Here is a 24876-nt window from a genome sequence, read left to right as displayed (position 1 = left end):
TGTGATGAGAAGAAAATGACCGATCTCTTTTCCTGCCCTGACCACACACTCGACGCACTTGGCCTGCGCTGCCCGGAACCAGTCATGATGGTGCGCAAAACCGTGCGCAATATGCAGCCAGGTGAAACGTTGCTGATTATTGCTGACGATCCGGCGACGACCCGCGATATTCCTGGGTTTTGTACCTTTATGGAACACGAACTGGTTGCGAAAGAGACGGATGGACTGCCTTATCGTTATTTGATTCGCAAAGGCGGTTGATGGGGAAAGATTGGCTTCGATGCCGCCTTTTCCCCTCACCCTAACCCTCTCCCCAGAGGAGCGAGGGGACCGATCGCGCTCAATGTTGCGATCGGTTTGCCTTATCTCCTGCGCAACAATCTTAACGCATTCGCTGTCACCAGCACCGTCGCACCCGTATCTGCCAGCACCGCCAGCCACAGGCCGGTCATCCCTAACAGTGTGGTGACGAGGAAGATCCCTTTCAGCCCCAGCGCAATAGTGATGTTCTGGCGGATATTGGCGTGAGTGGCGCGTGCCAGTTCAATCATTTGCACCAGGCCGCGCAGGTGGTTATGGGTTAATGCTGCATCGGCGGTTTCCAGCGCCACGTCTGTGCCACTGCCCATTGCAATCCCGATGGCGGCAGCTTTCATCGCTGGCGCGTCGTTAATACCATCACCGACCATCGCCAGCGGCGCATGTTGATTCAGCTCGGTCACCGCTTTGACTTTATCTTCCGGCAACAGGCCCGCTTTAAATTCCAGCCCCAGTTCCCCGGCAATTGCCGCCGCTGCGCGTGGATTATCGCCGGTGAGGATCACCCCTTTGACGCCCAGCGCGTTCAGTTCACTGATGGCAGTTGCAGCATCGGCGCGCAGAGTATCCTGCAATGCAATGATACCCAGCACGTCATTGTTACGTACTACCAGCACTACCGTTTGCCCGGCGCTTTCCAGTTCGTTAATTAAACCAGCAAATGCAACAGCCGGATGTTTTCCGGCAGCGCATATCAACACGCGCTCACCGTTAACCTGCGCTTCAATGCCAGACCCAACCAGCGCCCGCTGTGATTCGGCGGCGGGAATGGCGAGTTCAGCAACCTGTGCTTCGCGTACGATGGCTTGCGCCAGTGGATGCGTCGCGCCTTGCTCGACCGCCGCTGCCAGTGTCAGCAGTTCAGATTCACTAATACCCGTTGCCGGATGAATCGCGGTAACGCGCGGTTTACCGACGGTCAGCGTACCGGTTTTATCAAACGCCACCTGGGTAACACGACCTAGTTGTTCCAGCGCCGCACCGCCTTTAATCAACGCCCCACGACGCGCTGCTGCTGCCAGCCCGGAGGTTATCGCCGCAGGCGTTGAGATAACTAACGCACACGGGCAACCAATCAGCAGCAGCGTCAGCCCTTTATAAATCCACTCTTGCCAGCTGGCGGCAAACAGCAGCGGCGGCACCAGCGTTACCAGCAGGGCGATGGCCATAATCGCTGGCGTGTAAATACGGCTGAAACGGTCGATAAACCTCTCAATGGGGGCGCGACGCTCTTCGGCTTCTTCGATCAGTTTCAGAATCCGGTCAATGGCGCTGGCACCCGGTTCTGACAGCACTTCCAGCGTTACCAGACGGTCTACGCTGGTGGCTCCTGCAGGAACTTTATCGCCCGTCGCGCGCTCCACCGGAATGGATTCTCCGGTCAGGGCGCTTTCATCAAAACTGGCAAACGGTGAGAGCAGTTTACCGTCGGCAGGCAAACGCCCGCCCGCCGCAACTTCAATCACATCGCCAGGGCGCAGGCTGTTAATCGCCACCTCTTCCCGCTCACCGTTACGCAGGCGCGTGGCGGTTTCTGGTTTCAGCGCCATCAACGCGCTAACGCCCTGACGCGCGCGGCTGGCGGCCCAGCCTTCCAGTCGTTCACCAATCAAAAACAGCAGCAACACCATCGCAGCTTCAGCCGTTGCGCCAATAAACAGCGCACCAATAGCAGCTACGCTCATTAACGTTTCAATGGCGAAGTAACTGCCGGATTTGATCAGCCGTAATGCCTGACGAGCAATCGGGTACAGCCCAACCAGCGTGGTCGCGATAAACGCCAGTTGCCCGAACGGATGATTAAACTGCTCCAGACCCCAGCTGATTGCCATCATCACGATTAGCGTAATCAGCGGCAAATTCTCTTTCAGGCGTGATGTTTGCGGTTCGTCGGCGGCCTGTTCATCGCGCAGGGAATAGCCCGCTTTTTGCACCGCAGATTCAACCTGGGCACGGATGTCATTGTCGGCATCGACCACCAGTTTTTCGGTGGCGAACAACACCTGCACCTGATTCACGCCTGCAAGCTGGCGCACGGCATTTTCTACCTTGCGCGCACAGGCGGCGCAGTCCATGCCGCTGACTTTCCAGCTATAGCGGGTGCCGGAGACGTTTTCAGAGAGCGTTGGCGTGCTGGAACATGCGCCGTCGCAGCAACAGTTGTTGGCGTTCTGTGCCGTGGTTAGCGGTTTGAACGCAGCAAAGTGAGGGGCTTTCTTGCCGTGATTGTCAGGAGTCGACATGGCATCCTCCGGTTAAGTTTTTTCTCATTAACCGAAGGATACACTCTGGAGTCGACTCCAGAGTCAAGTTTTATCAGAGATACAGCGAGCGGACGATCAGGAAGTGACCGGCAAAGTAGCAGGCCGCAGCAATCGCGTTATCCGCACGGAAGCGTCGGCGATAGTGGCTCCCCAGCCAGACAAAGTTACTGATAAATAGCAACGAAGCGCCAACAAACGCAGAGAGCGCCGGAGCGGTCGGACGGAAGAACCACAGTTCACCTGCCAGCCACACCATCACCAGCGTCATGCCGATAAACGTGCAGATAGGCCAACGGTACTCTTCCAGCCGCGTCCAGATAATCGCCAGTAACAGCGCCCCCAGAACCAGCAACACCAGTGGCAGAGGCCAGAAGAAAGAGAGCGTCATCTGACTGGCGAAATAGATGGTGTACAGCAGGTGCGAGAGGAAAAACGCGCCGATGGCGTACATCAGACGTTGACGTGGCAACAGGGTTAGCGCATCGCCCAGCAGTGAGGCGCACAGCCCCGCCAGCACCAGATAGCTAATGGCGTCGAACATCGGCGCTTGCCAGGCCAGTAACAGCAGGAGAAGAAGGGTTAACGGTTTAAACACCCAGCGTTGCCAGGTTGGCCCACGATACGATGCATCCACAGATAGCCATGCGGAAAGACAGACAGCGATAAACGACCAAAGCATCTTAGTTCCTTGAATTCGTTATTTTTTCGTAAGCGGAATGCCTACGGTCTTGCTTCCAGTTTAGTGGCGAGGGTGGACGGATGACAACACCATAACTGGCAGGGTATGCTTAATTCCGCATTTTCCGATGAGGGATAAAGATGAGCAAACCACCTCTTTTCTTTATTGTTATCATTGGCTTAATCATCGTCGCCGCATCGTTTCGTTTTATGCAACAACGACGGGAAAAAGCTGATAATGATATGGCACCGCTCCAGCAAAAGTTGGTGGTGGTGAGCAACAAGCGGGAAAAACCGATTAACGATCGCCGTTCGCGCCAGCAGGAAGTGACTCCGGCAGGCACCAGTATGCGCTATGAGGCAAGCTTCAAACCGCAAAGCGGAGGAATGGAGCAGACGTTTCGCCTCGACGCCCAGCAGTACCACGCCCTGACAGTGGGCGATAAAGGTACGCTGAGCTATAAAGGAACGCGCTTTGTCAGCTTTGTTGGCGAACAATAAGGTTATTTTTTAACTTTAAATTTCTTCTGCCAGACCAGCAGTTCAAACACGCCGAAAAGGAAAATCCGTACCTTTTCGGCGGTGGTCATCTGCGGGCCATCTTTCGGCAAGGTCGATTTCAATAGCGCCAGCTGCATACCATGCATCAGCACGGTAAAAATCAGCGCCACGTTAACAAAAATATTCAGCGGGCGTGGGAAGGGATGCACCAGGTTGAGGATTAAAAATCCCCAAACGCAGAGCATTAACAAACGACCAATATTAATCAGCATCACTTTCTCCTTGTGCTTCGCGTTGATACAGCCGATAAGCCACCTGACCCGCCACTTTTTCCCGATGTAATGACCAGTTTGCCGGAACAGTGGGCAGACCGTTTTCGACTTCGCTTTCGACATAAATCAGGGCTTCGTCAGCCAGCCAGCCGTTATCTTCCAGTAAATTTATCGTCTCTTCTAACAAGCCACGGCGGAACGGCGGATCGACAAACACGATATTATGCGGTGTGCCTTTTTGCGCCAGGAATGACATCGCGTTGCTGTTCACCACGCGTGCATTGCCTGCTTTTAGTGTCGCCAGATTCTTAATTAACTGCTGAGAAACCGCGCGATCCATCTCAATCAACGTGGCCCCCGCAGCGTAGCGCGATAACGCTTCCAGCCCCAGCGCGCCGCTCCCGGCGAAGCAATCCAGACATTGGGCGTCAACAATGACCGGAGCCAGCCAGTTAAACAACGTTTCGCGTACGCGGTCGGTGGTGGGGCGCAGACCTGGGCTATCAGGAACCGGGAGTTTACGGCCTCGCCACTGCCCGCCAATAATGCGGATTTGGCCGCTGCCGGAATGATTCGGTTTTTTCATGATAAATTGCTCAATCCGCCAGATAACACATACTTGCAGGCGGTGATGTGAATTAAGTTAAGTGATAGACTATTTCATCATTTTTTTAGCTGCTATGTACATAGCGTTAACGCTGTGCCATGAAGCAACAGCGAGGAGTGTAGTCGCAAATGGCGAAAGAAAAAAAACGTGGCTTTTTTTCCTGGCTGGGCTTTGGTCAAAAAGAGCAGACCCCGGAAAAAGAGACAGAAGTTCAGAATGAACAACCGGTTGTAGAAGAAATCGTTCAGGCGCAAGAGCCTGCGAAGGCTTCGGAACAAGCCGTTGAAGAGCAGCCGCAGGCGCATACTGAGGCCGAAGCGGAAACTTTTGCTGCCGAAGTTGTGGAAGTCACTGAACAGGTTGCTGAAAGTGAAAAAGCGCAGCCTGAAGCGGAAGTCGTTGCACAGCCGGAACTGGTCGCAGAAGAAACGCCGGAGCCAGTGGCTATCGAACGTGAAGAGCTGCCGTTGCCGGAAGACGTCAACGCCGAAGAGGTTTCGCCAGAAGAGTGGCGGGCTGAAGCGGAAACCGTAGAGATTGTCGAAGCGGCGGAAGAAGAAGCGGCTAAAGAAGAAATCACCGACGAAGAGCTGGAAGCACAGGCGCTGGCTGCCGAAGCGGCAGAAGAGGCAGTGATGGTGGTTCCTCCGGCAGAAGAAGAGCAGCCGGTAGAAGAAATCGCTCAGGAGCAGGAAAAACCGACCAAAGAAGGTTTCTTCGCGCGCCTGAAACGCAGCCTGTTAAAAACTAAAGAAAATCTCGGTTCCGGATTTATCAGCCTGTTCCGCGGTAAAAAAATCGACGATGATCTGTTTGAAGAGCTGGAAGAACAGCTGTTGATCGCCGATGTGGGCGTGGAAACCACACGTAAAATAATCACCAATCTGACGGAAGGCGCATCCCGCAAGCAGCTTCGTGATGCCGAGGCGCTCTATGGCCTGCTGAAAGAAGAGATGGGCGAGATTCTGGCGAAAGTCGATGAGCCGCTGAATGTTGAAGGTAAAACGCCGTTCGTGATCCTGATGGTAGGCGTCAACGGTGTGGGTAAAACCACGACGATTGGTAAGCTGGCGCGTCAGTTTGAGCAGCAGGGTAAATCGGTGATGCTGGCGGCGGGCGATACTTTCCGTGCGGCAGCGGTTGAACAGCTTCAGGTCTGGGGTCAGCGCAACAATATTCCGGTGATTGCCCAGCATACCGGTGCGGATTCCGCCTCTGTTATCTTCGACGCCATTCAGGCCGCTAAAGCGCGTAATATCGACGTCCTGATTGCCGATACCGCCGGACGCCTGCAGAACAAATCGCACCTGATGGAAGAGTTGAAGAAAATCGTCCGCGTGATGAAGAAACTCGACGTTGAAGCGCCGCATGAAGTTATGCTGACTATCGATGCCAGCACCGGGCAGAACGCGGTAAGCCAGGCCAAACTGTTCCATGAAGCCGTTGGCTTAACCGGCATCACGCTAACGAAACTGGACGGCACGGCGAAAGGCGGGGTAATTTTCTCGGTGGCTGACCAGTTTGGTATTCCTATCCGCTACATTGGTGTCGGCGAACGTATTGAGGATTTGCGTCCGTTTAAGGCGGACGACTTTATAGAGGCACTTTTTGCCCGAGAGGATTAACAATGATTCGCTTTGAACATGTCAGCAAGGCTTATCTCGGTGGGAGACAGGCGCTGCAGGGCGTTACGTTCCATATGCAGCCGGGTGAGATGGCGTTTCTGACCGGTCATTCCGGCGCAGGGAAAAGTACCCTCCTGAAGCTGATCTGTGGGATTGAGCGGCCCAGCGCCGGGAAAATCTGGTTTAGCGGCCATGACATCACGCGTCTGAAAAACCGTGAAGTTCCGTTTCTGCGCCGCCAGATTGGCATGATTTTCCAGGATCACCATCTACTGATGGACCGTACTGTCTACGATAACGTGGCGATCCCGCTGATTATCGCTGGTGCCAGCGGTGACGATATTCGTCGCCGGGTGTCGGCGGCACTGGATAAAGTCGGGCTACTGGACAAAGCGAAGAACTTCCCTATTCAGCTTTCGGGCGGTGAACAACAGCGTGTTGGCATTGCCCGCGCGGTGGTGAATAAGCCCGCGGTACTGCTGGCGGACGAACCGACTGGTAACCTGGACGACGCGTTGTCGGAAGGCATTTTACGTCTGTTTGAAGAGTTTAACCGCGTTGGGGTAACCGTATTGATGGCAACGCACGACATCAACCTGATTTCGCGGCGTTCCTATCGCATGCTCACCCTGAGCGATGGTCACTTGCATGGAGGCGTGGGCCATGAATAAGCGCGATGCAATCAATCATATTCGGCAGTTTGGCGGGCGTCTGGATCGCTTCCGTAAATCGGTCGGCGGCTCAGGCGACGGCGGTCGTAACGCGCCAAAACGCGCGAAATCCTCGCCAAAACCGGTAAATCGCAAAACCAACGTTTTCAACGAACAGGTGCGCTATGCCTTCCACGGCGCATTGCAGGATCTGAAAAGCAAACCGTTCGCCACGTTTTTAACGGTGATGGTTATCGCCATCTCCCTGACGCTGCCCAGCGTCTGTTATATGGTGTACAAAAACGTTAACCAGGCGGCGACGCAATATTATCCGTCACCGCAAATCACTGTTTATCTGCAAAAAACGCTGGACGATGACGCCGCTGCGGGTGTGGTGGCACAGTTGCAGGCCGAGCAAGGCGTGGAGAAAGTGAACTATCTTTCTCGTGAAGACGCGCTGGGCGAGTTCCGTAACTGGTCTGGTTTTGGTGGTGCGCTGGATATGCTGGAAGAAAACCCGCTTCCGGCAGTGGCGGTGGTGATCCCGAAACTCGATTTTCAGGGGACAGAATCACTGAATACGCTGCGTGATCGTATCACCCAGATCAACGGCATTGACGAAGTGCGGATGGATGACAGCTGGTTTGCCCGTCTGGCGGCGTTAACCGGGCTGGTCGGGCGCGTTTCCGCGATGATCGGCGTGTTGATGGTGGCAGCAGTGTTTCTCGTCATCGGCAACAGTGTGCGTCTGAGCATCTTTGCTCGCCGTGACTCCATTAACGTGCAGAAACTGATTGGTGCGACGGATGGTTTCATCCTGCGCCCGTTCCTGTACGGTGGCGCACTGCTGGGATTTTCTGGCGCATTGCTGTCATTAATTTTGTCAGAAATTCTGGTACTGCGTTTGTCATCGGCGGTTGCGGAAGTGGCACAGGTTTTCGGAACAAAGTTTGATATCAATGGCTTATCGTTCGATGAATGCCTGCTGTTGCTGCTGGTATGCTCGATGATTGGCTGGGTGGCAGCGTGGCTTGCCACGGTACAACATTTACGCCACTTTACGCCTGAATAATAAAAGCGTGTTATACTCTTTCCCTGCAATGGGTTCCGTAGCAGGGAAAGAGACCCCGTTGTCTCTTCCCGGTATTTCATCTCTATGTCACATTTTGTGCGTAATTTATTCACAGCGTTGCATTGAACTTGTGGATAAAATCACTGTCTGATAAAACAGTGAATGATAACCTCGTTGCTCTTAAGCTCTGGCACAGTTGTTGCTACCACTGAAGCGCCAGAAGATATCGATTGAGAGGATTTGAATGACTGACAAAATGCAAAGTTTAGCTTTAGCCCCAGTTGGCAACCTGGATTCCTACATCCGGGCAGCTAACGCGTGGCCGATGTTGTCGGCTGACGAGGAGCGGGCGCTGGCTGAAAAGCTGCATTACCATGGCGATCTGGAAGCAGCTAAAACGCTGATCCTGTCTCACCTGCGGTTTGTTGTTCATATTGCTCGTAATTATGCGGGCTATGGCCTGCCACAGGCGGATTTGATTCAGGAAGGTAACATCGGCCTGATGAAAGCAGTGCGCCGTTTTAACCCGGAAGTGGGTGTGCGCCTGGTCTCCTTCGCCGTCCACTGGATCAAAGCAGAGATCCACGAATACGTTCTGCGTAACTGGCGTATCGTCAAAGTTGCGACCACCAAAGCGCAGCGCAAACTGTTCTTCAACCTGCGTAAAACCAAGCAGCGTCTGGGCTGGTTTAACCAGGATGAAGTTGAAATGGTGGCCCGTGAACTGGGCGTAACCAGCAAAGACGTACGTGAGATGGAGTCGCGTATGGCGGCACAGGACATGACCTTTGACCTGTCTTCCGACGACGATTCGGATAGCCAGCCGATGGCTCCGGTGCTCTATCTGCAGGATAAATCATCTAACTTTGCTGACGGCATCGAAGATGATAACTGGGAAGAGCAGGCGGCAAACCGTCTGACCGACGCGATGCAAGGTCTGGACGAGCGTAGCCAGGATATCATCCGCGCGCGCTGGCTGGACGAAGACAACAAGTCCACGTTGCAGGAGCTGGCTGACCGTTACGGTGTTTCCGCTGAGCGTGTGCGCCAGCTGGAAAAGAACGCGATGAAAAAACTTCGCGCTGCCATTGAAGCGTAATTTCCGCTACTAAGCAGAGAACCCTGGATGAGAATCCGGGGTTTTTGTTTTTTGGGCCTCTGCAATAATCAGTTTCCCCTCCGGCAAAACGCCAATCCCCACGCAGATTGTTAATAAACTGTCAAAATAGCTATTCCAATATCATAAAAATGGGGTATGTTTTAGCAGAGTATGCTGCTAAAGCACGGGTAGTCATGCATAAAACGAAATAAAGTGCTGAATCACAACACCACAACACACGTAATAACCAGAAGAATGGGGAACCTCAGGATGAACATGAAGGGTAAAGCGTTACTGGCAGGATGTATCGCGCTGGCATTCAGCAATATGGCTCTGGCAGAAGATATTAAAGTCGCGGTCGTGGGCGCAATGTCCGGTCCGGTGGCCCAGTACGGTGACCAGGAGTTTACTGGTGCTGAGCAGGCGGTTGCGGATATCAATGCTAAAGGTGGTATCAAAGGCAACAAACTGCAAATCGTGAAATATGACGATGCCTGTGACCCGAAACAGGCGGTTGCGGTGGCGAACAAAGTCGTTAACGACGGCATTAAATATGTGATTGGTCACCTCTGTTCTTCATCAACGCAGCCAGCGTCAGACATCTATGAAGATGAAGGCATTTTAATGATCACCCCAGCGGCAACCGCGCCAGAGCTGACCGCTCGTGGCTATCAGCTGATCCTGCGCACTACCGGCCTGGACTCCGACCAGGGGCCGACGGCGGCGAAATATATTCTTGAGAAAGTGAAACCGCAGCGTATTGCTATCGTCCACGACAAACAGCAGTACGGTGAAGGTCTGGCGCGTGCGGTGCAGGACGGCCTGAAGAAAGGCAATGCTAACGTGGTGTTCTTTGATGGTATCACCGCCGGGGAAAAAGATTTCTCTACGCTGGTGGCGCGTCTGAAAAAAGAGAATATCGACTTCGTTTACTACGGCGGTTATCACCCGGAAATGGGGCAAATCCTGCGTCAGGCACGCGCGGCGGGGCTGAAAACTCAGTTTATGGGGCCGGAAGGCGTGGCTAACGTCTCGCTGTCTAACATTGCGGGCGAATCAGCGGAAGGGCTGCTGGTGACCAAGCCGAAGAACTACGATCAGGTTCCGGCGAACAAACCCATTGTTGACGCGATCAAAGCGAAGAAACAGGACCCAAGCGGCGCGTTCGTCTGGACCACCTACGCCGCGCTGCAATCTTTGCAGGCGGGTCTGAATCAGTCTGACGATCCGGCTGAAATCGCCAAATACCTGAAAGCGAACTCCGTGGATACGGTGATGGGGCCGCTGACCTGGGATGAGAAAGGCGATCTGAAAGGCTTTGAGTTCGGCGTATTTGACTGGCACGCCAACGGCACGGCGACCGATGCGAAGTAATCATTAATCGGCAACTTTGGGTTGCCGCCAAATTGCTAATATCGAGTACGTTGCTTCATGCCGGATGCGGCGTAAACGCCTTATCCGGCCTACAAGATCCAAAGAAATCAGTAAATTGCAACACACGTTGTAGGCCTGATAAGCGTAGCGCATTAGGCAATTTCTCGTTGGTCATCACTTTTGAAATCAAACTTTACGATTAACGCTTCTCCCAGCCGCCCTGTTGTGCCGTAAATCCCAGTGCCTGCATAAACGCTGTCATCACGCCGCGATCTTCCACGCCTGCATCCGCCATCCACCAGCATGAAACGCCAGGATTGTTACGCAAAACCTCTTCCAGCAGATATTGCCCCACACCGCGACGGCGGGTGACTTCCCTAACACGCAGGGAATCCAGTGCCCCCTCGGTGCCGCTTAAGGTTACCCGCACGGCCGCGAGAAGGCGCTCGTTAAAACGCGCGGCGTAGATACGGTGGTTATCGTCAACCTGTAAAGAGGAAGGGGAATACTCCGGCCAGATCTTTTGCAGGTCAATCCGGTCCTGGTCGCTAAAGTTTTCTAATCGAATGATGGTCAGCTTCATGGGGAACCCGTGTAAATCACAAAAGTGGAACCAGTGTAGCGAAATAATTTAATCGGAGGCTTTCTCTTTTTTATTTCTTTTGGCAGGTGATTAATTTTTTAACAGCAATAATTACAAAGTTAAAACATTATAGAATGAAAAATACCCAGCATAATCCCCTGAATGATAGTGAATTATTCCGCCCTTTGTGCCGTTATTTTATGCTGACAACGGCACTTTTTTCTGTTTATCTATCATTAAATTCAGAATATTATCTGTTCTTAATCGACTGAAAAATAGGGATTTTAATCGCTATTATCACAAAATACTGCGCTAAATCCTTAATCAGACAGGCAAAAACAGTGCAGTATAAAAAAAGAACAGTCTGATTTGTTAACACATAAAAACAAAGCAACACAACATCACGAATGGGGATTTTTGACTATGAAACGGAATGCGAAAACTATCATCGCAGGGATGATTGCACTGGCAATTTCACACACCGCTATGGCTGACGATATTAAAGTCGCCGTTGTCGGCGCGATGTCTGGCCCGATTGCCCAGTGGGGCGATATGGAATTTAACGGCGCGCGTCAGGCGATTAAAGACATTAATGCCAAAGGGGGAATTAAAGGCGATAAGCTGGTTGGCGTGGAATATGACGACGCCTGCGACCCGAAACAAGCCGTTGCGGTCGCCAACAAAATCGTTAACGACGGCATTAAATACGTTATTGGTCATCTGTGTTCTTCCTCTACCCAGCCAGCGTCGGATATCTACGAAGACGAAGGTATTCTGATGATCTCACCGGGAGCGACCAACCCGGAACTGACCCAACGCGGTTATCAACACATCATGCGTACTGCCGGGCTGGACTCTTCCCAGGGGCCAACGGCGGCAAAATACATTCTTGAGACGGTGAAGCCCCAGCGCATCGCCATCATTCACGACAAACAACAGTATGGCGAAGGGCTGGCACGTTCGGTGCAGGACGGGCTGAAAGCGGCTAACGCCAACGTTGTCTTCTTCGACGGTATTACCGCGGGTGAGAAAGATTTCTCCGCGCTGATCGCCCGCCTGAAAAAAGAAAATATCGACTTCGTTTACTACGGCGGTTACTACCCGGAAATGGGGCAGATGCTGCGCCAGGCCCGTTCCGTTGGCCTGAAAACTCAGTTTATGGGGCCGGAAGGTGTGGGTAATGCGTCGTTGTCGAATATTGCTGGCGATGCTGCCGAAGGCATGTTGGTCACCATGCCAAAACGCTATGACCAGGACCCGGCAAACAAAGGCATCGTTGATGCGCTGAAAGCAGACAAGAAAGATCCATCCGGGCCATATGTCTGGATCACCTACGCGGCGGTGCAATCTCTGGCAACTGCCCTTGAGCGTACCGGCAGCGATGAGCCGCTGGCGCTGGTGAAAGATTTAAAAGCTAACGGTGCAAATACCGTGATTGGGCCGCTGAACTGGGATGAAAAAGGCGATCTTAAGGGATTTGATTTTGGTGTCTTCCAGTGGCACGCCGACGGTTCATCCACGGCAGCCAAGTGATCATCCCACCGCCCGTAAAATGCGGGCGGGTTTAGAAAGGTTACCTTATGTCTGAGCAGTTTTTGTATTTCTTGCAGCAGATGTTTAACGGCGTCACGCTGGGCAGTACCTACGCGCTGATAGCCATCGGCTACACCATGGTTTATGGCATTATCGGCATGATCAACTTCGCCCACGGCGAGGTTTATATGATTGGCAGCTACGTCTCATTTATGATCATCGCCGCACTGATGATGATGGGCATTGATACCGGCTGGCTGCTGGTGGCGGCGGGATTCGTCGGCGCAATCGTCATTGCCAGCGCCTACGGCTGGAGTATTGAACGGGTAGCCTATCGCCCGGTGCGTAACTCTAAGCGCCTGATTGCGCTCATCTCGGCAATCGGTATGTCCATCTTCCTGCAAAACTACGTCAGCCTGACCGAAGGTTCGCGCGACGTGGCGCTGCCCAGCCTGTTTAACGGTCAGTGGGTGGTGGGCCATAGCGAAAACTTCTCTGCCTCTATTACCACCATGCAGGCGGTGATCTGGATTGTTACTTTCCTCGCCATGCTGGCGCTGACGATTTTCATTCGCTATTCCCGCATGGGGCGCGCCTGTCGTGCCTGCGCGGAAGATCTGAAAATGGCGAGTCTGCTTGGCATTAACACCGACCGGGTGATTGCGCTGACCTTTGTGATTGGCGCGGCAATGGCGGCGGTGGCGGGTGTGTTGCTCGGCCAGTTCTACGGCGTCATTAACCCCTATATCGGCTTTATGGCCGGGATGAAAGCCTTTACCGCTGCGGTGCTCGGTGGGATTGGCAGCATTCCGGGAGCGATGATTGGCGGGCTGATCCTGGGGATTGCGGAGGCGCTCTCTTCTGCCTATCTGAGTACGGAATATAAAGATGTGGTCTCATTCGCCCTACTGATTCTGGTGTTGCTGGTGATGCCGACCGGTATTCTGGGTCGCCCGGAGGTAGAGAAAGTATGAAACCGATGCATATTGCAATGGCGCTGCTTTCTGCCGCGATGTTCTTTGTCCTCGCTGGCGTCTTTATGGGCGTGCAACTGGAGCTGGATGGCACCAAACTGGTGGTCGACACGGCTTCAGACATCCGTTGGCAGTGGGTGTTTATCGGCACGGCGGTGGTCTTTTTCTTCCAGCTTTTGCGACCGGCTTTCCAGAAAGGGTTGAAAAGCATTTCCGGACCGAAGTTTATTCTGCCCGCCATTGATGGCTCCACGGTGAAGCAAAAGCTGTTTCTCGTGGCGCTGCTGGTGCTTGCGGTGGCGTGGCCGTTTATGGTTTCACGTGGGACGGTGGATATCGCCACCCTGACCATGATCTACATTATTCTCGGTCTCGGGCTGAACGTGGTGGTAGGTCTTTCTGGTCTGCTGGTGCTGGGATACGGCGGCTTTTACGCCATCGGCGCTTACACTTTTGCGCTGCTCAATCACTATTACGGTTTGGGCTTCTGGACCTGTCTGCCGATTGCCGGGTTAATGGCAGCGGCGGCGGGCTTCCTGCTCGGCTTCCCGGTGTTGCGTTTACGTGGCGACTATCTGGCGATCGTTACCCTCGGTTTCGGCGAAATTGTGCGCATATTGCTGCTCAATAACACCGAAATTACCGGCGGACCGAACGGTATCAGTCAGATCCCGAAACCGACGCTCTTCGGACTCGAGTTCAGCCGTACCGCCCGTGAAGGCGGCTGGGACACGTTCAGTAATTTCTTTGGCCTGAAATACGATCCCTCCGATCGCGTTATCTTCCTGTACCTGGTGGCGTTGCTGCTAGTGGTGTTAAGCCTGTTTGTCATTAACCGCCTGCTGCGGATGCCGCTGGGGCGTGCGTGGGAAGCGTTGCGTGAAGATGAAATCGCTTGTCGTTCGCTGGGCTTAAGCCCGCGTCGTATCAAGCTGACTGCCTTTACCATCAGCGCTGCGTTTGCCGGTTTTGCCGGAACGCTGTTTGCTGCGCGCCAGGGCTTTGTCAGCCCTGAATCCTTCACTTTTGCCGAATCGGCGTTTGTGCTGGCGATAGTGGTGCTCGGCGGTATGGGCTCGCAATTTGCGGTAATTCTGGCGGCAATTTTGCTGGTGGTGTCGCGCGAATTGATGCGTGATTTCAACGAATACAGCATGTTAATGCTCGGTGGTTTGATGGTGCTGATGATGATCTGGCGTCCGCAGGGCTTGCTGCCCATGACGCGCCCGCAACTCAAGCTGAAAAACGGCGCAGCAAAAGGAGAGCAGGCATGAGTCAGCCATTATTATCTGTTAACGGCCTGATGATGCGCTTCGGCGGCCTGCTGGCGGTGAACAACGTCAATCTTGAACTGTACCCGCAGGAGATCGTCTCGTTAATCGGCCCTAACGGTGCCGGAAAAACCACGGTCTTCAACTGCCTGACCGGATTCTACAAACCTACCGGCGGCACCATTTTACTGCGCGATCAGCATCTGGAAGGTTTACCGGGGCAGCAAATCGCCCGCATGGGCGTGGTGCGCACCTTCCAGCATGTGCGTCTGTTCCGTGAAATGACGGTGATTGAAAACCTGCTGGTGGCACAGCATCAGCAACTGAAAACCGGGCTGTTCTCCGGCCTGTTGAAAACACCCTCTTTCCGTCGCGCCCAGAGTGAAGCACTCGACCGCGCCGCCACCTGGCTTGAGCGTATTGGTTTGCTGGAACACGCCAACCGCCAGGCGAGCAACCTGGCCTATGGCGACCAGCGTCGTCTGGAGATCGCCCGCTGCATGGTGACGCAGCCGGAGATTTTAATGCTCGACGAACCGGCAGCAGGTCTTAACCCAAAAGAGACGAAAGAGCTGGATGAGCTGATTGCCGAACTGCGTAACCATCACAACACCACTATCTTGTTGATTGAACACGATATGAAGCTGGTGATGGGGATTTCAGACAGAATTTACGTGGTCAACCAGGGGACGCCGCTGGCAAACGGTACGCCGGAGCAGATCCGTAATAACCCGGACGTGATCCGTGCCTATTTAGGTGAGGCATAAGATGGAAAAAGTCATGTTGTCCTTTGACAAAGTCAGCGCCCACTACGGCAAAATCCAGGCGCTGCATGAGGTGAGCCTGCATATCAATCAGGGCGAGATTGTCACCCTCATTGGCGCGAACGGCGCGGGGAAAACCACCTTGCTCGGCACGTTATGCGGCGACCCACGCGCCACCAGCGGGCGAATTGTGTTTGATGATAAAGACATTACCGACTGGCAGACGGCGAAAATCATGCGCGAAGCGGTGGCGATTGTCCCGGAAGGGCGTCGCGTTTTCTCGCGGATGACGGTGGAAGAGAACCTGGCGATGGGCGGCTTTTTTGCCGAACGCGACCAGTTCCAGGAGCGCATAAAGTGGGTGTATGAACTGTTTCCACGTCTGCATGAGCGCCGTGTTCAGCGGGCAGGCACCATGTCCGGCGGTGAGCAGCAGATGCTGGCGATTGGTCGCGCGCTGATGAGCAACCCGCGTTTGTTGTTACTTGATGAGCCATCGCTCGGTCTTGCGCCGATTATCATCCAGCAAATTTTCGACACCATCGAACAACTGCGCGAGCAGGGGATGACTATCTTCCTCGTCGAGCAGAACGCCAACCAGGCGCTGAAGCTCGCTGATCGCGGCTACGTGCTGGAAAACGGCCATGTTGTGCTCTCCGATACTGGTAATGCGCTGCTGGCGAACGAAGCAGTGAGAAGTGCGTATTTAGGCGGGTAAATTATCGATAACCCGGCAGCTAAGTTCTGCCGGGTTATTCGTCCGTATACAGACTTGTTTCAACTGACCAGGAGGATTAAAACCAGACCACTTATTTGCCACGGAAAGGTTCCCTCCCATGCATTATGCCGTTGTTGTCATGCTTGAACTGCTTTGCTGTATTCACGCTTACCGTACCGGACAAGAGCGGTACTGGATTTTTATCATTTTCTGTTTTCCGGTGATTGGCTGCGTGGCGTATTTCGTCATAGTGATGCTGCCTGAAACGGGCGCTGACCGTCACGGGCATACTTTGCTGATGCGCCTGCAGGACAAACTCAACCCTGAGCGCCACCTGCGCAAATTAACCGAAGAACTGGCGATTGCCGAGACCAATCAAAACCATTATGCGTTGGCTAATGAACTGGCGCGTCTGGGGCGTTATCACGAAGCTGTTCCCCATTATCAGCAGGCGTTAAGCGGGATATTCGCCCATGAAGCGGCAATGATGCTAAGCCTGGCGCAGGCACAGTTTGCTATTCAGGAGTTCGCCGCCTGTCAGCAGACGCTGGAAGATGTGATGCGTTATAACCCTGATTTTCAGTCGGCAGACGGGCATTTGTTATTTGCCAGAACGTTAGCCGCACAAGAAAAATACGCTGATGCGGAAAGCGAGTTTGAAGTATTGATTTCTTATTACCCCGGCCCGCAGGCGCGTATTTACTATGCGGAAATGTTGGCGAAAATGAGTCGGTTACGTGAAGCCAACGAGCAGTATGTTGCCGTGGTTGATACGGCTAAACGCTCAAGACCTCATTATAGAAAACACCACCGGGAATGGATTAAGACCGCCAATGAGCGGCTGAAGCAGAGTGTGGTGCAATGAAAATCTTCTTTGCCGTTAGACCAGTGTCGCGGCAATCTTTTGTTAAAATTGAAAAATGTAGCTCTCATCGGGCAGCAAAACTGGACGCAGAATTTGCTGCCATTTTTGCTCTTCATGGTAAGGAGTTCTGGCGATTAGCTGGCCGTTAATCGCCTCTTTTCAGTGCATTCTCGGGATATCCGTGCCCCATCTCCCATTTTCCCTCACCCGTACCGTCACCGCCTTGTCATCTTTCTGACACCTTACTATCTTACAAATGTAACAAAAAAGTTATTTTTCTGTAATTCGAGCATGTCATGTTACCCCGCGAGCATAAAACGCGTGAATTCGCGCATTCGGTACAACAAGAGAGATAAACGATGAAACCGTTACATTATACAGCTTCAGCACTGGCGCTCGGACTGGCGTTAATGGGGAATGCACAGGCAGTGACGACCATTCCGTTCTGGCATTCTATGGAAGGGGAACTGGGTAAAGAGGTGGATTCTCTGGCCCAACGTTTTAACGCCGAAAACCCGGATTACAAAATTGTACCGACCTATAAAGGCAACTACGAACAGAATTTAAGCGCGGGGATTGCCGCATTTCGTACCGGCAACGCGCCTGCTATTTTGCAGGTTTATGAAGTTGGCACCGCCACCATGATGGCGTCGAAAGCCATTAAACCGGTATATGACGTGTTTAAAGAGGCGGGGATTCAGTTCGATGAGTCGCAGTTTGTGCCGACGGTTTCAGGCTACTACTCCGACAGCAAAACCGGCCACTTACTCTCCCAGCCGTTCAACAGCTCGACTCCCGTTCTCTATTACAACAAAGACGCCTTCAAGAAAGCCGGTTTAGACCCGGAACAGCCGCCGAAAACCTGGCAGGATCTGGCGGACTATGCCGCAAAACTGAAAGCCTCCGGTATGAAGTGCGGCTACGCCAGCGGCTGGCAGGGCTGGATCCAACTGGAAAACTTTAGCGCCTGGAACGGTCTGCCGTTTGCCAGCAAAAACAACGGCTTTGACGGCACAGACGCGGTGCTGGAGTTCAACAAGCCGGAGCAGGTGAAACACATCGCTATGCTCGAAGAGATGAACAAGAAGGGCGATTTCAGCTACGTCGGGCGTAAGGATGAATCCACTGAGAAGTTCTATAACGGTGATTGCGCGATGACCACCGCCTCTTCCGGTTCTCTCGCCAACATTCGCGAGTACGCCAAATTTAACTACGGCGTAGGCATGATGCCTTACGACGCCGATGCGAAAGATGCGCCACAAAACGCCATTATCGGCGGAGCCAGCTTGTGGGTAATGCAGGGTAAAGATAAAGAAACTTATACGGGTGTGGCGAAGTTCCTCGACTTCCTCGCGAAGCCAGAAAACGCTGCCGAGTGGCATCAGAAAACTGGTTATCTGCCAATCACCAAAGCGGCGTATGACCTGACCCGTGAGCAGGGTTTTTATGAGAAAAACCCAGGGGCGGATACCGCGACGCGTCAGATGCTGAATAAGCCGCCGTTACCGTTCACCAAAGGGCTGCGTCTGGGCAACATGCCGCAGATCCGCGTGATTGTGGATGAAGAGCTGGAGAGCGTGTGGACCGGTAAGAAGACACCACAGCAGGCGCTGGATACCGCCGTTGAGCGTGGGAACCAGTTACTGCGCCGCTTTGAGCAGTCTACGAAGTCTTAATTCTCTTACCCTCACCCTAACCCTCTCCCAAAGGGAGAGGGGACCGATCGGCGTGGTATCCAGGTGCCGTGTCGGTTTGCAACTTCGCTCGGTGGGAAAGTATGCACCGCCTTTCTCCCTCGCCCCTTTGGGGAGAGGGCCGGGGTGAGGGGAACACAACACGAAGAGTTTAACTATGTCATCATCCCGTCCGGTGTTCCGCTCGCGCTGGCTGCCCTATTTGCTGGTCGCGCCGCAGCTCATTATCACCGTTATCTTTTTTATCTGGCCTGCGGGCGAAGCGTTGTGGTACTCGCTGCAAAGCGTCGATCCGTTTGGTTTCTCCAGCCAGTTTGTCGGCCTGGATAACTTCGTCGCGCTGTTTCATGACAGCTACTATCTCGACTCCTTCTGGACGACGATAAAATTCAGCACCTTTGTCACCGTCAGCGGTTTGCTGGTGTCGCTGTTCTTTGCGGCGCTGGTGGAGTACATCGTGCGCGGCAGCCGTTTCTATCAAACCTTAATGCTGCTGCCTTACGCCGTGGCACCCGCCGTTGCCGCCGTATTGTGGATCTTCCTGTTTAACCCTGGTCGCGGGCTGATCACCCATTTTCTCGCTGAGTTCGGCTACGACTGGAACCACGCGCAAAACAGCGGTCAGGCGATGTTTCTGGTGGTGTTTGCCTCGGTGTGGAAGCAAATTAGCTACAACTTTCTGTTCTTCTATGCCGCGCTGCAATCCATTCCCCGTTCGTTTATCGAAGCCGCAGCCATCGACGGTGCAGGCCCGATTCGCCGCTTCTTTAAGATTGCGCTGCCGCTTATCGCTCCGGTGAGTTTCTTCCTGCTGGTGGTGAACCTGGTGTACGCCTTCTTCGACACCTTCCCGGTGATCGACGCCGCCACGTCCGGCGGGCCGGTTCAGGCCACCACGACGCTGATTTATAAGATTTACCGCGAAGGCTTTACCGGACTGGATCTGGCTTCGTCTGCCGCGCAGTCGGTGGTGTTGATGTTCCTCGTCATCGTGCTGACGGTGGTGCAGTTCCGCTATGTTGAAAGCAAGGTGCGTTACCAATGATTGAGAACCGTCCGTGGCTGACAATATTCAGCCATACCATGCTGATCCTCGGGATCGCGGTGATCCTCTTCCCGCTGTACGTGGCGTTTGTCGCGGCGACGCTGGATAAACAGGCCGTCTACGCCGCGCCGATGACGCTAATCCCCGGCACACATCTGCTGGAAAACATCCACAACATCTGGGTGAACGGGGTAGGCACGAATAGTGCGCCTTTCTGGCGGATGTTGCTTAACAGCTTTGTGATGGCGTTCAGCATTACGCTCGGCAAAATTACCGTCTCGATGCTTTCGGCATTTGCCATTGTCTGGTTTCGTTTTCCGCTACGTAACCTCTTCTTCTGGATGATTTTTATCACTCTGATGTTGCCGGTTGAAGTGCGTATTTTCCCGACGGTGGAAGTGATCGCCAATCTGAAAATGCTCGACAGCTACGCCGGTTTAACGCTGCCGCTGATGGCCTCGGCGACCGCCACGTTTCTTTTCCGCCAGTTCTTTATGACGCTGCCGGATGAGCTGGTGGAAGCGGCGCGGATCGACGGTGCGTCACCAATGCGCTTCTTTTGCGACATCGTTTTTCCGCTCTCCAAAACTAATCTGGCGGCGCTGTTTGTGATCACCTTTATCTACGGCTGGAACCAGTATTTGTGGCCGTTGTTGATTATTACCGATGTGGATCTCGGCACCACCGTGGCAGGGATTAAAGGGATGATCGCCACTGGCGAAGGCACCACGGAATGGAACTCGGTGATGGCGGCGATGTTGTTAACGCTGATCCCTCCGGTGGTGATTGTTTTAGTGATGCAGCGTGCCTTTGTGCGCGGCCTGGTCGATAGTGAGAAATAAGATGGCAGGACTGAAATTACAGGCAGTAACCAAAAGCTGGGATGGCAAAACCCAGGTCATTAAACCGCTGACCCTTGATGTGGCGGATGGCGAATTTATCGTGATGGTCGGGCCGTCTGGCTGCGGGAAATCGACGTTATTGCGAATGGTGGCCGGACTGGAGCGGGTAACGACGGGCGATATCTGGATCGACCGCAAGCGTGTCACCGAAATGGAGCCGAAAGATCGCGGGATTGCGATGGTGTTCCAGAACTACGCGCTCTATCCGCATATGAGCGTAGAGGAGAATATGGCGTGGGGGCTGAAAATTCGCGGCATGGGCAAGCAACAAATTGCCGAACGTGTTAAAGAAGCGGCGCGCATTCTGGAGCTGGACGGCCTGCTTAAGCGCCGCCCGCGTGAGTTATCTGGCGGTCAGCGTCAGCGTGTGGCGATGGGGCGTGCGATTGTGCGTGAGCCGGCAGTGTTCCTGTTTGATGAGCCGCTCTCTAACCTCGATGCCAAGTTGCGTGTGCAGATGCGTCTTGAACTGCAACAGCTGCACCGTCGCCTGAAAACGACTTCACTCTACGTTACCCACGATCAGGTTGAGGCGATGACGCTCGCCCAGCGAGTAATGGTGATGAACGGCGGCGTTGCCGAACAGATTGGCACGCCAGTTGAAGTGTACGAAAAGCCCGCCAGCCTGTTTGTGGCGAGTTTTATCGGCAGTCCGGCGATGAATCTGCTGGCAGGGCGTGTGAATAACGAAGGTACGCATTTCGAACTGGACGGCGGTATCGCGCTGCCGCTAAACGGTGGCTACCGTCAGTATGCTGGACGTAAAATGACTCTCGGCATTCGCCCGGAACATATTACGCTACGTTCGCAGGCTGAAGGTGGCGTGCCGCTGGTGATGGACACGCTGGAGATCCTCGGCGCAGATAACCTGGCGCACGGACGCTGGGGCGAACAGAAGCTGGTGGTGCGACTGGCGCATCAGGAGCGCCCGACGGCAGGCAGCACGCTGTGGCTGCATCTGCCGGAAAATCAGCTGCATCTTTTTGATGGTGAAACAGGACAACGAGTATGAGTAACTGGCCTTATCCCCGCATCGTCGCCCATCGTGGCGGCGGTAAACTGGCCCCGGAGAACACCCTGGCAGCAATCGACGTCGGGGCAAAATACGGTCATAAGATGATCGAATTTGACGCGAAGTTATCGAAAGATGGCGAGATCTTCCTGCTCCATGACGACAATCTTGAACGCACCAGCAACGGCTGGGGCGTCGCGGGCGATCTGAACTGGCAGGATTTACTGCGCGTGGATGCAGGCAGTTGGTACAGCAAAGCGTTTAAAGGTGAGCCGCTACCGTTGCTTTCGCAGGTGGCGGAACGCTGTCGCGAACACGGGATGATGGCGAATATCGAAATCAAACCCACCACTGGCACCGGGCCATTAACGGGCAAAATGGTGGCGCTGGCGGCACGCGAACTGTGGGCCGATATGACGCCGCCGCTGCTGTCATCGTTTGAGATTGATGCTTTAGAAGCTGCACAACAGGCTGCACCGGAACTGCCGCGCGGTTTGTTGTTGGATGAGTGGCGCGACGACTGGCGAGAACTGACCGCGCGACTGGGCTGCGTCTCTATTCATCTCAATCATAAGTTGCTTGATAAAGCGCGAGTGATGCAGTTGAAAGACGCCGGATTACGGATTCTGGTTTATACCGTCAATAAACCCCAGCGCGCGGCAGAGTTGCTGCGCTGGGGCGTGGATTGCATCTGCACCGATGCGATTGACGTGATTGGTCCGAACTTTACGGCCCAATAGTTTTCAACGGAATATCAGGCTGCGGCGTGCTGGGCTGATTCAGCATGTCGCCGTTTCTCCTCTCCGGCAACATATGCTGCTGATTCAACGGACTATCCGGATTACGGTTGCTGTTTAACATCCCGCCGTTGGTGTTGGGCAGCATTTGCTGCCGGGCGGGATTTCGCTCCCCCGGCTGTGACTGCAACACCCGCTGAGAATTATTGTTGATCTGGTTTTCTAAATGCTGCTGTTGCAACTGCGTTTGCGTTTTCAGTTGCTGATTCAGCATCCCTTTTTGCTGGATTTGCTGCGTTTGCATTTGAGTCTGCATCCGCTGCTGGCTGGGGATCTGATATCCCGGCTGGTTGGGGTTGTTCAGAGTATTAATGGGCTGTGCAAAGCCGACAAACGGCAGGAGTGCCGTCAAAAGCAGAAGTCGTTTCATCGCGTATCCTCCTCTGAAGATATTCTTTAAGTTTACTCGCTTCCCGGCAAAACGATGATTAATTCAGAGTTATATACCAGGCTTAGCTGGGGTTGCCCCTTAATCTCTGGAGAATAACGATGATAAAACCGACGTTTTTACGCCGGGTAGCCATTGCTGCTCTGCTCTCAGGAAGTTGTTTTAGCGCCGCCGCCGCGCCTCCTCCGCCACCTGTTTCTTATGGCGTGGAGGAAGATGTCTTCCATCCGGTACGCGCGAAACAGGGGATGGTGGCGTCTGTAGATGCTACTGCCACTCAGGTGGGCGTGGATATCCTCAAGGAGGGCGGGAATGCCGTTGATGCTGCCGTGGCGGTGGGCTACGCGCTGGCGGTAACGCATCCGCAGGCGGGGAATCTGGGCGGCGGTGGTTTTATGCTGATCCGCTCGAAAAATGGCAATACCACCGCTATCGATTTCCGCGAAATGGCACCCGCCAAAGCGACCCGCGATATGTTCCTTGATGATCAGGGTAACCCGGACAGCAAAAAATCACTCACTTCGCATCTGGCCTCCGGTACGCCCGGTACGGTAGCAGGTTTCTCGCTGGCGTTGGATAAATACGGCACCATGCCGTTGAACAAAGTGGTGCAACCGGCGTTTAAACTGGCACGCGATGGTTTTATCGTTAACGACGCGTTGGCTGACGATCTCAAAACCTACGGTAGCGAAGTGTTGCCGAATCACGAAAACAGCAAGGCTATCTTCTGGAAAGAGGGCGCGCCGCTGAAAAAGGGCGACAAGCTGGTGCAGGCGAACCTGGCAAAGAGCCTGGAGATGATTGCCGAAAACGGCCCGGACGAATTCTACAAAGGCACGATAGCGGAACAGATTGCCCAGGAGATGCAGAAAAACGGTGGCTTGATCACTAAAGAAGATTTAGCGGCGTATAAAGCGGTCGAACGTACACCGATTAGCGGCGATTATCGCGGGTATCAGGTTTACTCCATGCCACCGCCATCTTCCGGCGGGATCCATATCGTACAAATCCTCAATATTCTGGAAAACTTCGATATGAAGAAATACGGCTTTGGCAGCGCCGACGCGATGCAAATCATGGCAGAAGCTGAGAAATATGCCTACGCCGACCGCTCGGAATATCTTGGCGACCCGGATTTTGTCAAAGTTCCGTGGCAGGCGCTGACCAATAAAGCCTATGCCAAATCTATTGCCGATCAAATCGATATCAATAAAGCGAAGCCATCCAGCGAAATTCGCCCCGGCAAGCTTGCGCCTTATGAGAGTAATCAAACTACCCATTACTCAGTGGTGGATAAAGACGGCAACGCGGTAGCGGTGACCTATACGCTGAACACCACCTTCGGGACGGGCATTGTCGCGGGCGAGAGCGGTATTCTGCTTAATAACCAGATGGATGATTTCTCCGCCAAACCTGGCGTACCGAACGTTTACGGGCTGGTGGGTGGTGACGCCAACGCGGTCGGGCCGAATAAACGCCCGCTGTCGTCGATGTCCCCAACCATTGTGGTGAAAGACGGTAAAACCTGGTTAGTGACTGGTAGCCCAGGCGGTAGCCGGATCATCACTACCGTGCTGCAAATGGTGGTGAACAGCATCGATTATGGTATGAATGTCGCCGAAGCGACCAATGCACCGCGTTTCCACCATCAGTGGTTGCCGGACGAGCTGCGTGTCGAAAAAGGGTTTAGCCCGGATACGCTCAAGCTGCTGGAAGCAAAAGGTCAGAAAGTGGCGCTGAAAGAGGCGATGGGTAGTACACAAAGCATTATGGTTGGGCCGGACGGCGAGTTGTACGGCGCATCCGATCCGCGCTCGGTGGATGATTTAACGGCGGGTTATTAAGGTTAGCGGCCCTCTTCGTGGGAAGA

At 53.8% G+C, this 24876-nt stretch carries 25 protein-coding genes; 19 read left to right on the top strand and 6 right to left on the bottom strand.

Annotated elements, in window-relative coordinates; genetic code table 11:
- Positions 1-15: 15 nt before the first annotated feature.
- Entirely contained in the window at positions 16-261 is a 246-nt protein-coding gene (tusA, locus tag ACJHYD_RS16590) for a sulfurtransferase TusA (protein ID WP_000130615.1), read from the top strand.
- A gap of 101 nt (positions 262-362) precedes the next feature.
- On the opposite strand, the gene zntA is transcribed toward tusA, so the two are convergent.
- On the bottom strand, positions 363-2561 hold the full coding sequence (zntA, locus tag ACJHYD_RS16585; RefSeq protein WP_001551784.1) for a Zn(II)/Cd(II)/Pb(II) translocating P-type ATPase ZntA: 2199 nt from the start codon (positions 2559-2561) through the stop codon (positions 363-365).
- 73 nt (positions 2562-2634) lie between these two features.
- Positions 2635-3261 carry a lysoplasmalogenase gene (locus ACJHYD_RS16580; RefSeq protein WP_000964718.1) on the bottom strand — a complete coding sequence of 209 codons (627 nt, stop codon included), beginning with the start codon at positions 3259-3261 and terminating at the stop codon, positions 2635-2637.
- Positions 3262-3401: 140 nt separating this feature from the next.
- Between ACJHYD_RS16580 and ACJHYD_RS16575 the strand changes: the two genes are divergently transcribed.
- Positions 3402-3761 carry a DUF2500 domain-containing protein gene (locus ACJHYD_RS16575; protein WP_000042886.1) on the top strand — a complete coding sequence of 120 codons (360 nt, stop codon included), beginning with the start codon at positions 3402-3404 and terminating at the stop codon, positions 3759-3761.
- A gap of 2 nt (positions 3762-3763) precedes the next feature.
- Here ACJHYD_RS16575 and ACJHYD_RS16570 read toward each other — a convergent pair whose 3' ends face one another.
- Positions 3764-4033: a DUF1145 family protein gene (locus ACJHYD_RS16570; protein ID WP_001295207.1), complete on the bottom strand. Its 270-nt coding sequence runs from the start codon at positions 4031-4033 to the stop codon at positions 3764-3766.
- On the bottom strand, positions 4023-4619 hold the full coding sequence (gene rsmD, locus ACJHYD_RS16565) for a 16S rRNA (guanine(966)-N(2))-methyltransferase (RefSeq protein ID WP_000743193.1): 597 nt from the start codon (positions 4617-4619) through the stop codon (positions 4023-4025). The genes ACJHYD_RS16570 and rsmD overlap by 11 nt, the downstream gene beginning before the upstream one ends.
- 149 nt (positions 4620-4768) lie before the next feature.
- Between rsmD and ftsY the strand changes: the two genes are divergently transcribed.
- The 5 genes from ftsY to livJ all read left to right on the top strand — a co-directional run bounded on the left by ftsY (position 4769) and on the right by livJ (position 10460).
- The gene (ftsY, locus tag ACJHYD_RS16560) at positions 4769-6265 is read left to right on the top strand and encodes a signal recognition particle-docking protein FtsY (protein ID WP_001551783.1); all 1497 of its coding nucleotides are present in this window, start codon (positions 4769-4771) and stop codon (positions 6263-6265) included.
- Positions 6266-6267: 2 nt separating this feature from the next.
- Positions 6268-6936, top strand: a complete 669-nt coding sequence (gene ftsE, locus ACJHYD_RS16555; RefSeq protein WP_000617723.1) for a cell division ATP-binding protein FtsE — start codon at positions 6268-6270, stop codon at positions 6934-6936.
- The gene (ftsX, locus tag ACJHYD_RS16550) at positions 6929-7987 is read left to right on the top strand and encodes a permease-like cell division protein FtsX (RefSeq protein WP_001042003.1); all 1059 of its coding nucleotides are present in this window, start codon (positions 6929-6931) and stop codon (positions 7985-7987) included. Before ftsE ends, ftsX begins: the two co-directional genes overlap by 8 nt.
- 244 nt (positions 7988-8231) lie before the next feature.
- Positions 8232-9086, top strand: a complete 855-nt coding sequence (rpoH, locus tag ACJHYD_RS16545; protein WP_000130217.1) for an RNA polymerase sigma factor RpoH — start codon at positions 8232-8234, stop codon at positions 9084-9086.
- Between the two features lie 270 nt (positions 9087-9356).
- The gene (gene livJ / locus ACJHYD_RS16540; protein ID WP_001350438.1) at positions 9357-10460 is read left to right on the top strand and encodes a branched chain amino acid ABC transporter substrate-binding protein LivJ; all 1104 of its coding nucleotides are present in this window, start codon (positions 9357-9359) and stop codon (positions 10458-10460) included.
- A gap of 199 nt (positions 10461-10659) precedes the next feature.
- On the opposite strand, the gene panM is transcribed toward livJ, so the two are convergent.
- Positions 10660-11043 carry an aspartate 1-decarboxylase autocleavage activator PanM gene (gene panM / locus ACJHYD_RS16535; RefSeq protein ID WP_000778795.1) on the bottom strand — a complete coding sequence of 128 codons (384 nt, stop codon included), beginning with the start codon at positions 11041-11043 and terminating at the stop codon, positions 10660-10662.
- A 423-nt stretch (positions 11044-11466) separates the two neighbouring features.
- Between panM and livK the strand changes: the two genes are divergently transcribed.
- From livK to ugpQ, 11 genes are all read left to right on the top strand, one after another.
- Positions 11467-12576 carry a high-affinity branched-chain amino acid ABC transporter substrate-binding protein LivK gene (livK, locus tag ACJHYD_RS16530; protein ID WP_001389825.1) on the top strand — a complete coding sequence of 370 codons (1110 nt, stop codon included), beginning with the start codon at positions 11467-11469 and terminating at the stop codon, positions 12574-12576.
- Positions 12577-12623: 47 nt separating this feature from the next.
- Positions 12624-13550 carry a high-affinity branched-chain amino acid ABC transporter permease LivH gene (gene livH, locus ACJHYD_RS16525; RefSeq protein ID WP_001295111.1) on the top strand — a complete coding sequence of 309 codons (927 nt, stop codon included), beginning with the start codon at positions 12624-12626 and terminating at the stop codon, positions 13548-13550.
- Positions 13547-14824: a branched chain amino acid ABC transporter permease LivM gene (livM, locus tag ACJHYD_RS16520; protein ID WP_001551782.1), complete on the top strand. Its 1278-nt coding sequence runs from the start codon at positions 13547-13549 to the stop codon at positions 14822-14824. Before livH ends, livM begins: the two co-directional genes overlap by 4 nt.
- A complete protein-coding gene (gene livG / locus ACJHYD_RS16515; protein ID WP_000082101.1) occupies positions 14821-15588 on the top strand; it encodes a high-affinity branched-chain amino acid ABC transporter ATP-binding protein LivG in 768 nt (255 codons plus the stop codon). The genes livM and livG overlap by 4 nt, the downstream gene beginning before the upstream one ends.
- A gap of 1 nt (position 15589) precedes the next feature.
- The gene (livF, locus tag ACJHYD_RS16510; RefSeq protein ID WP_000416901.1) at positions 15590-16303 is read left to right on the top strand and encodes a high-affinity branched-chain amino acid ABC transporter ATP-binding protein LivF; all 714 of its coding nucleotides are present in this window, start codon (positions 15590-15592) and stop codon (positions 16301-16303) included.
- 118 nt (positions 16304-16421) lie between these two features.
- Positions 16422-17168 carry a tetratricopeptide repeat protein gene (locus ACJHYD_RS16505; protein ID WP_000558842.1) on the top strand — a complete coding sequence of 249 codons (747 nt, stop codon included), beginning with the start codon at positions 16422-16424 and terminating at the stop codon, positions 17166-17168.
- Between the two features lie 359 nt (positions 17169-17527).
- Complete coding sequence (gene ugpB / locus ACJHYD_RS16500) at positions 17528-18844, top strand: sn-glycerol-3-phosphate ABC transporter substrate-binding protein UgpB (RefSeq protein ID WP_000803191.1); 1317 nt, start codon at positions 17528-17530, stop codon at positions 18842-18844.
- Positions 18845-19019: 175 nt separating this feature from the next.
- Positions 19020-19907: a sn-glycerol-3-phosphate ABC transporter permease UgpA gene (ugpA, locus tag ACJHYD_RS16495; protein ID WP_001551781.1), complete on the top strand. Its 888-nt coding sequence runs from the start codon at positions 19020-19022 to the stop codon at positions 19905-19907.
- Positions 19904-20749 (top strand): sn-glycerol-3-phosphate ABC transporter permease UgpE, encoded by an 846-nt coding sequence (ugpE, locus tag ACJHYD_RS16490; protein ID WP_000572164.1) that lies wholly within the window; start codon positions 19904-19906, stop codon positions 20747-20749. The genes ugpA and ugpE overlap by 4 nt, the downstream gene beginning before the upstream one ends.
- A gap of 1 nt (position 20750) precedes the next feature.
- Positions 20751-21821: a sn-glycerol 3-phosphate ABC transporter ATP binding protein UgpC gene (gene ugpC / locus ACJHYD_RS16485; protein WP_000907822.1), complete on the top strand. Its 1071-nt coding sequence runs from the start codon at positions 20751-20753 to the stop codon at positions 21819-21821.
- Complete coding sequence (gene ugpQ / locus ACJHYD_RS16480) at positions 21818-22561, top strand: glycerophosphodiester phosphodiesterase (RefSeq protein WP_000073563.1); 744 nt, start codon at positions 21818-21820, stop codon at positions 22559-22561. Before ugpC ends, ugpQ begins: the two co-directional genes overlap by 4 nt.
- On the opposite strand, the gene ACJHYD_RS16475 is transcribed toward ugpQ, so the two are convergent.
- The gene (locus tag ACJHYD_RS16475; protein ID WP_000826131.1) at positions 22548-22988 is read right to left on the bottom strand and encodes a DUF2756 family protein; all 441 of its coding nucleotides are present in this window, start codon (positions 22986-22988) and stop codon (positions 22548-22550) included. The two genes, ugpQ and ACJHYD_RS16475, sit on opposite strands and share 14 nt — an antisense overlap.
- Positions 22989-23107: 119 nt before the next feature.
- Here ACJHYD_RS16475 and ggt point away from each other — a divergent pair, with 119 nt between their 5' ends.
- Positions 23108-24850 (top strand): gamma-glutamyltransferase, encoded by a 1743-nt coding sequence (gene ggt, locus ACJHYD_RS16470; protein WP_000595102.1) that lies wholly within the window; start codon positions 23108-23110, stop codon positions 24848-24850.
- Positions 24851-24876 lie beyond the last annotated feature (26 nt).

This window comes from Escherichia sp. WS1368, from assembly GCF_046487485.1.
In the GTDB taxonomy this organism is placed as follows: Bacteria; Pseudomonadota; Gammaproteobacteria; order Enterobacterales; family Enterobacteriaceae; genus Escherichia; species Escherichia coli.
Note: the sequence above shows the minus strand (reverse complement) of the source record. Positions and strands in the feature narration are given on the sequence as shown.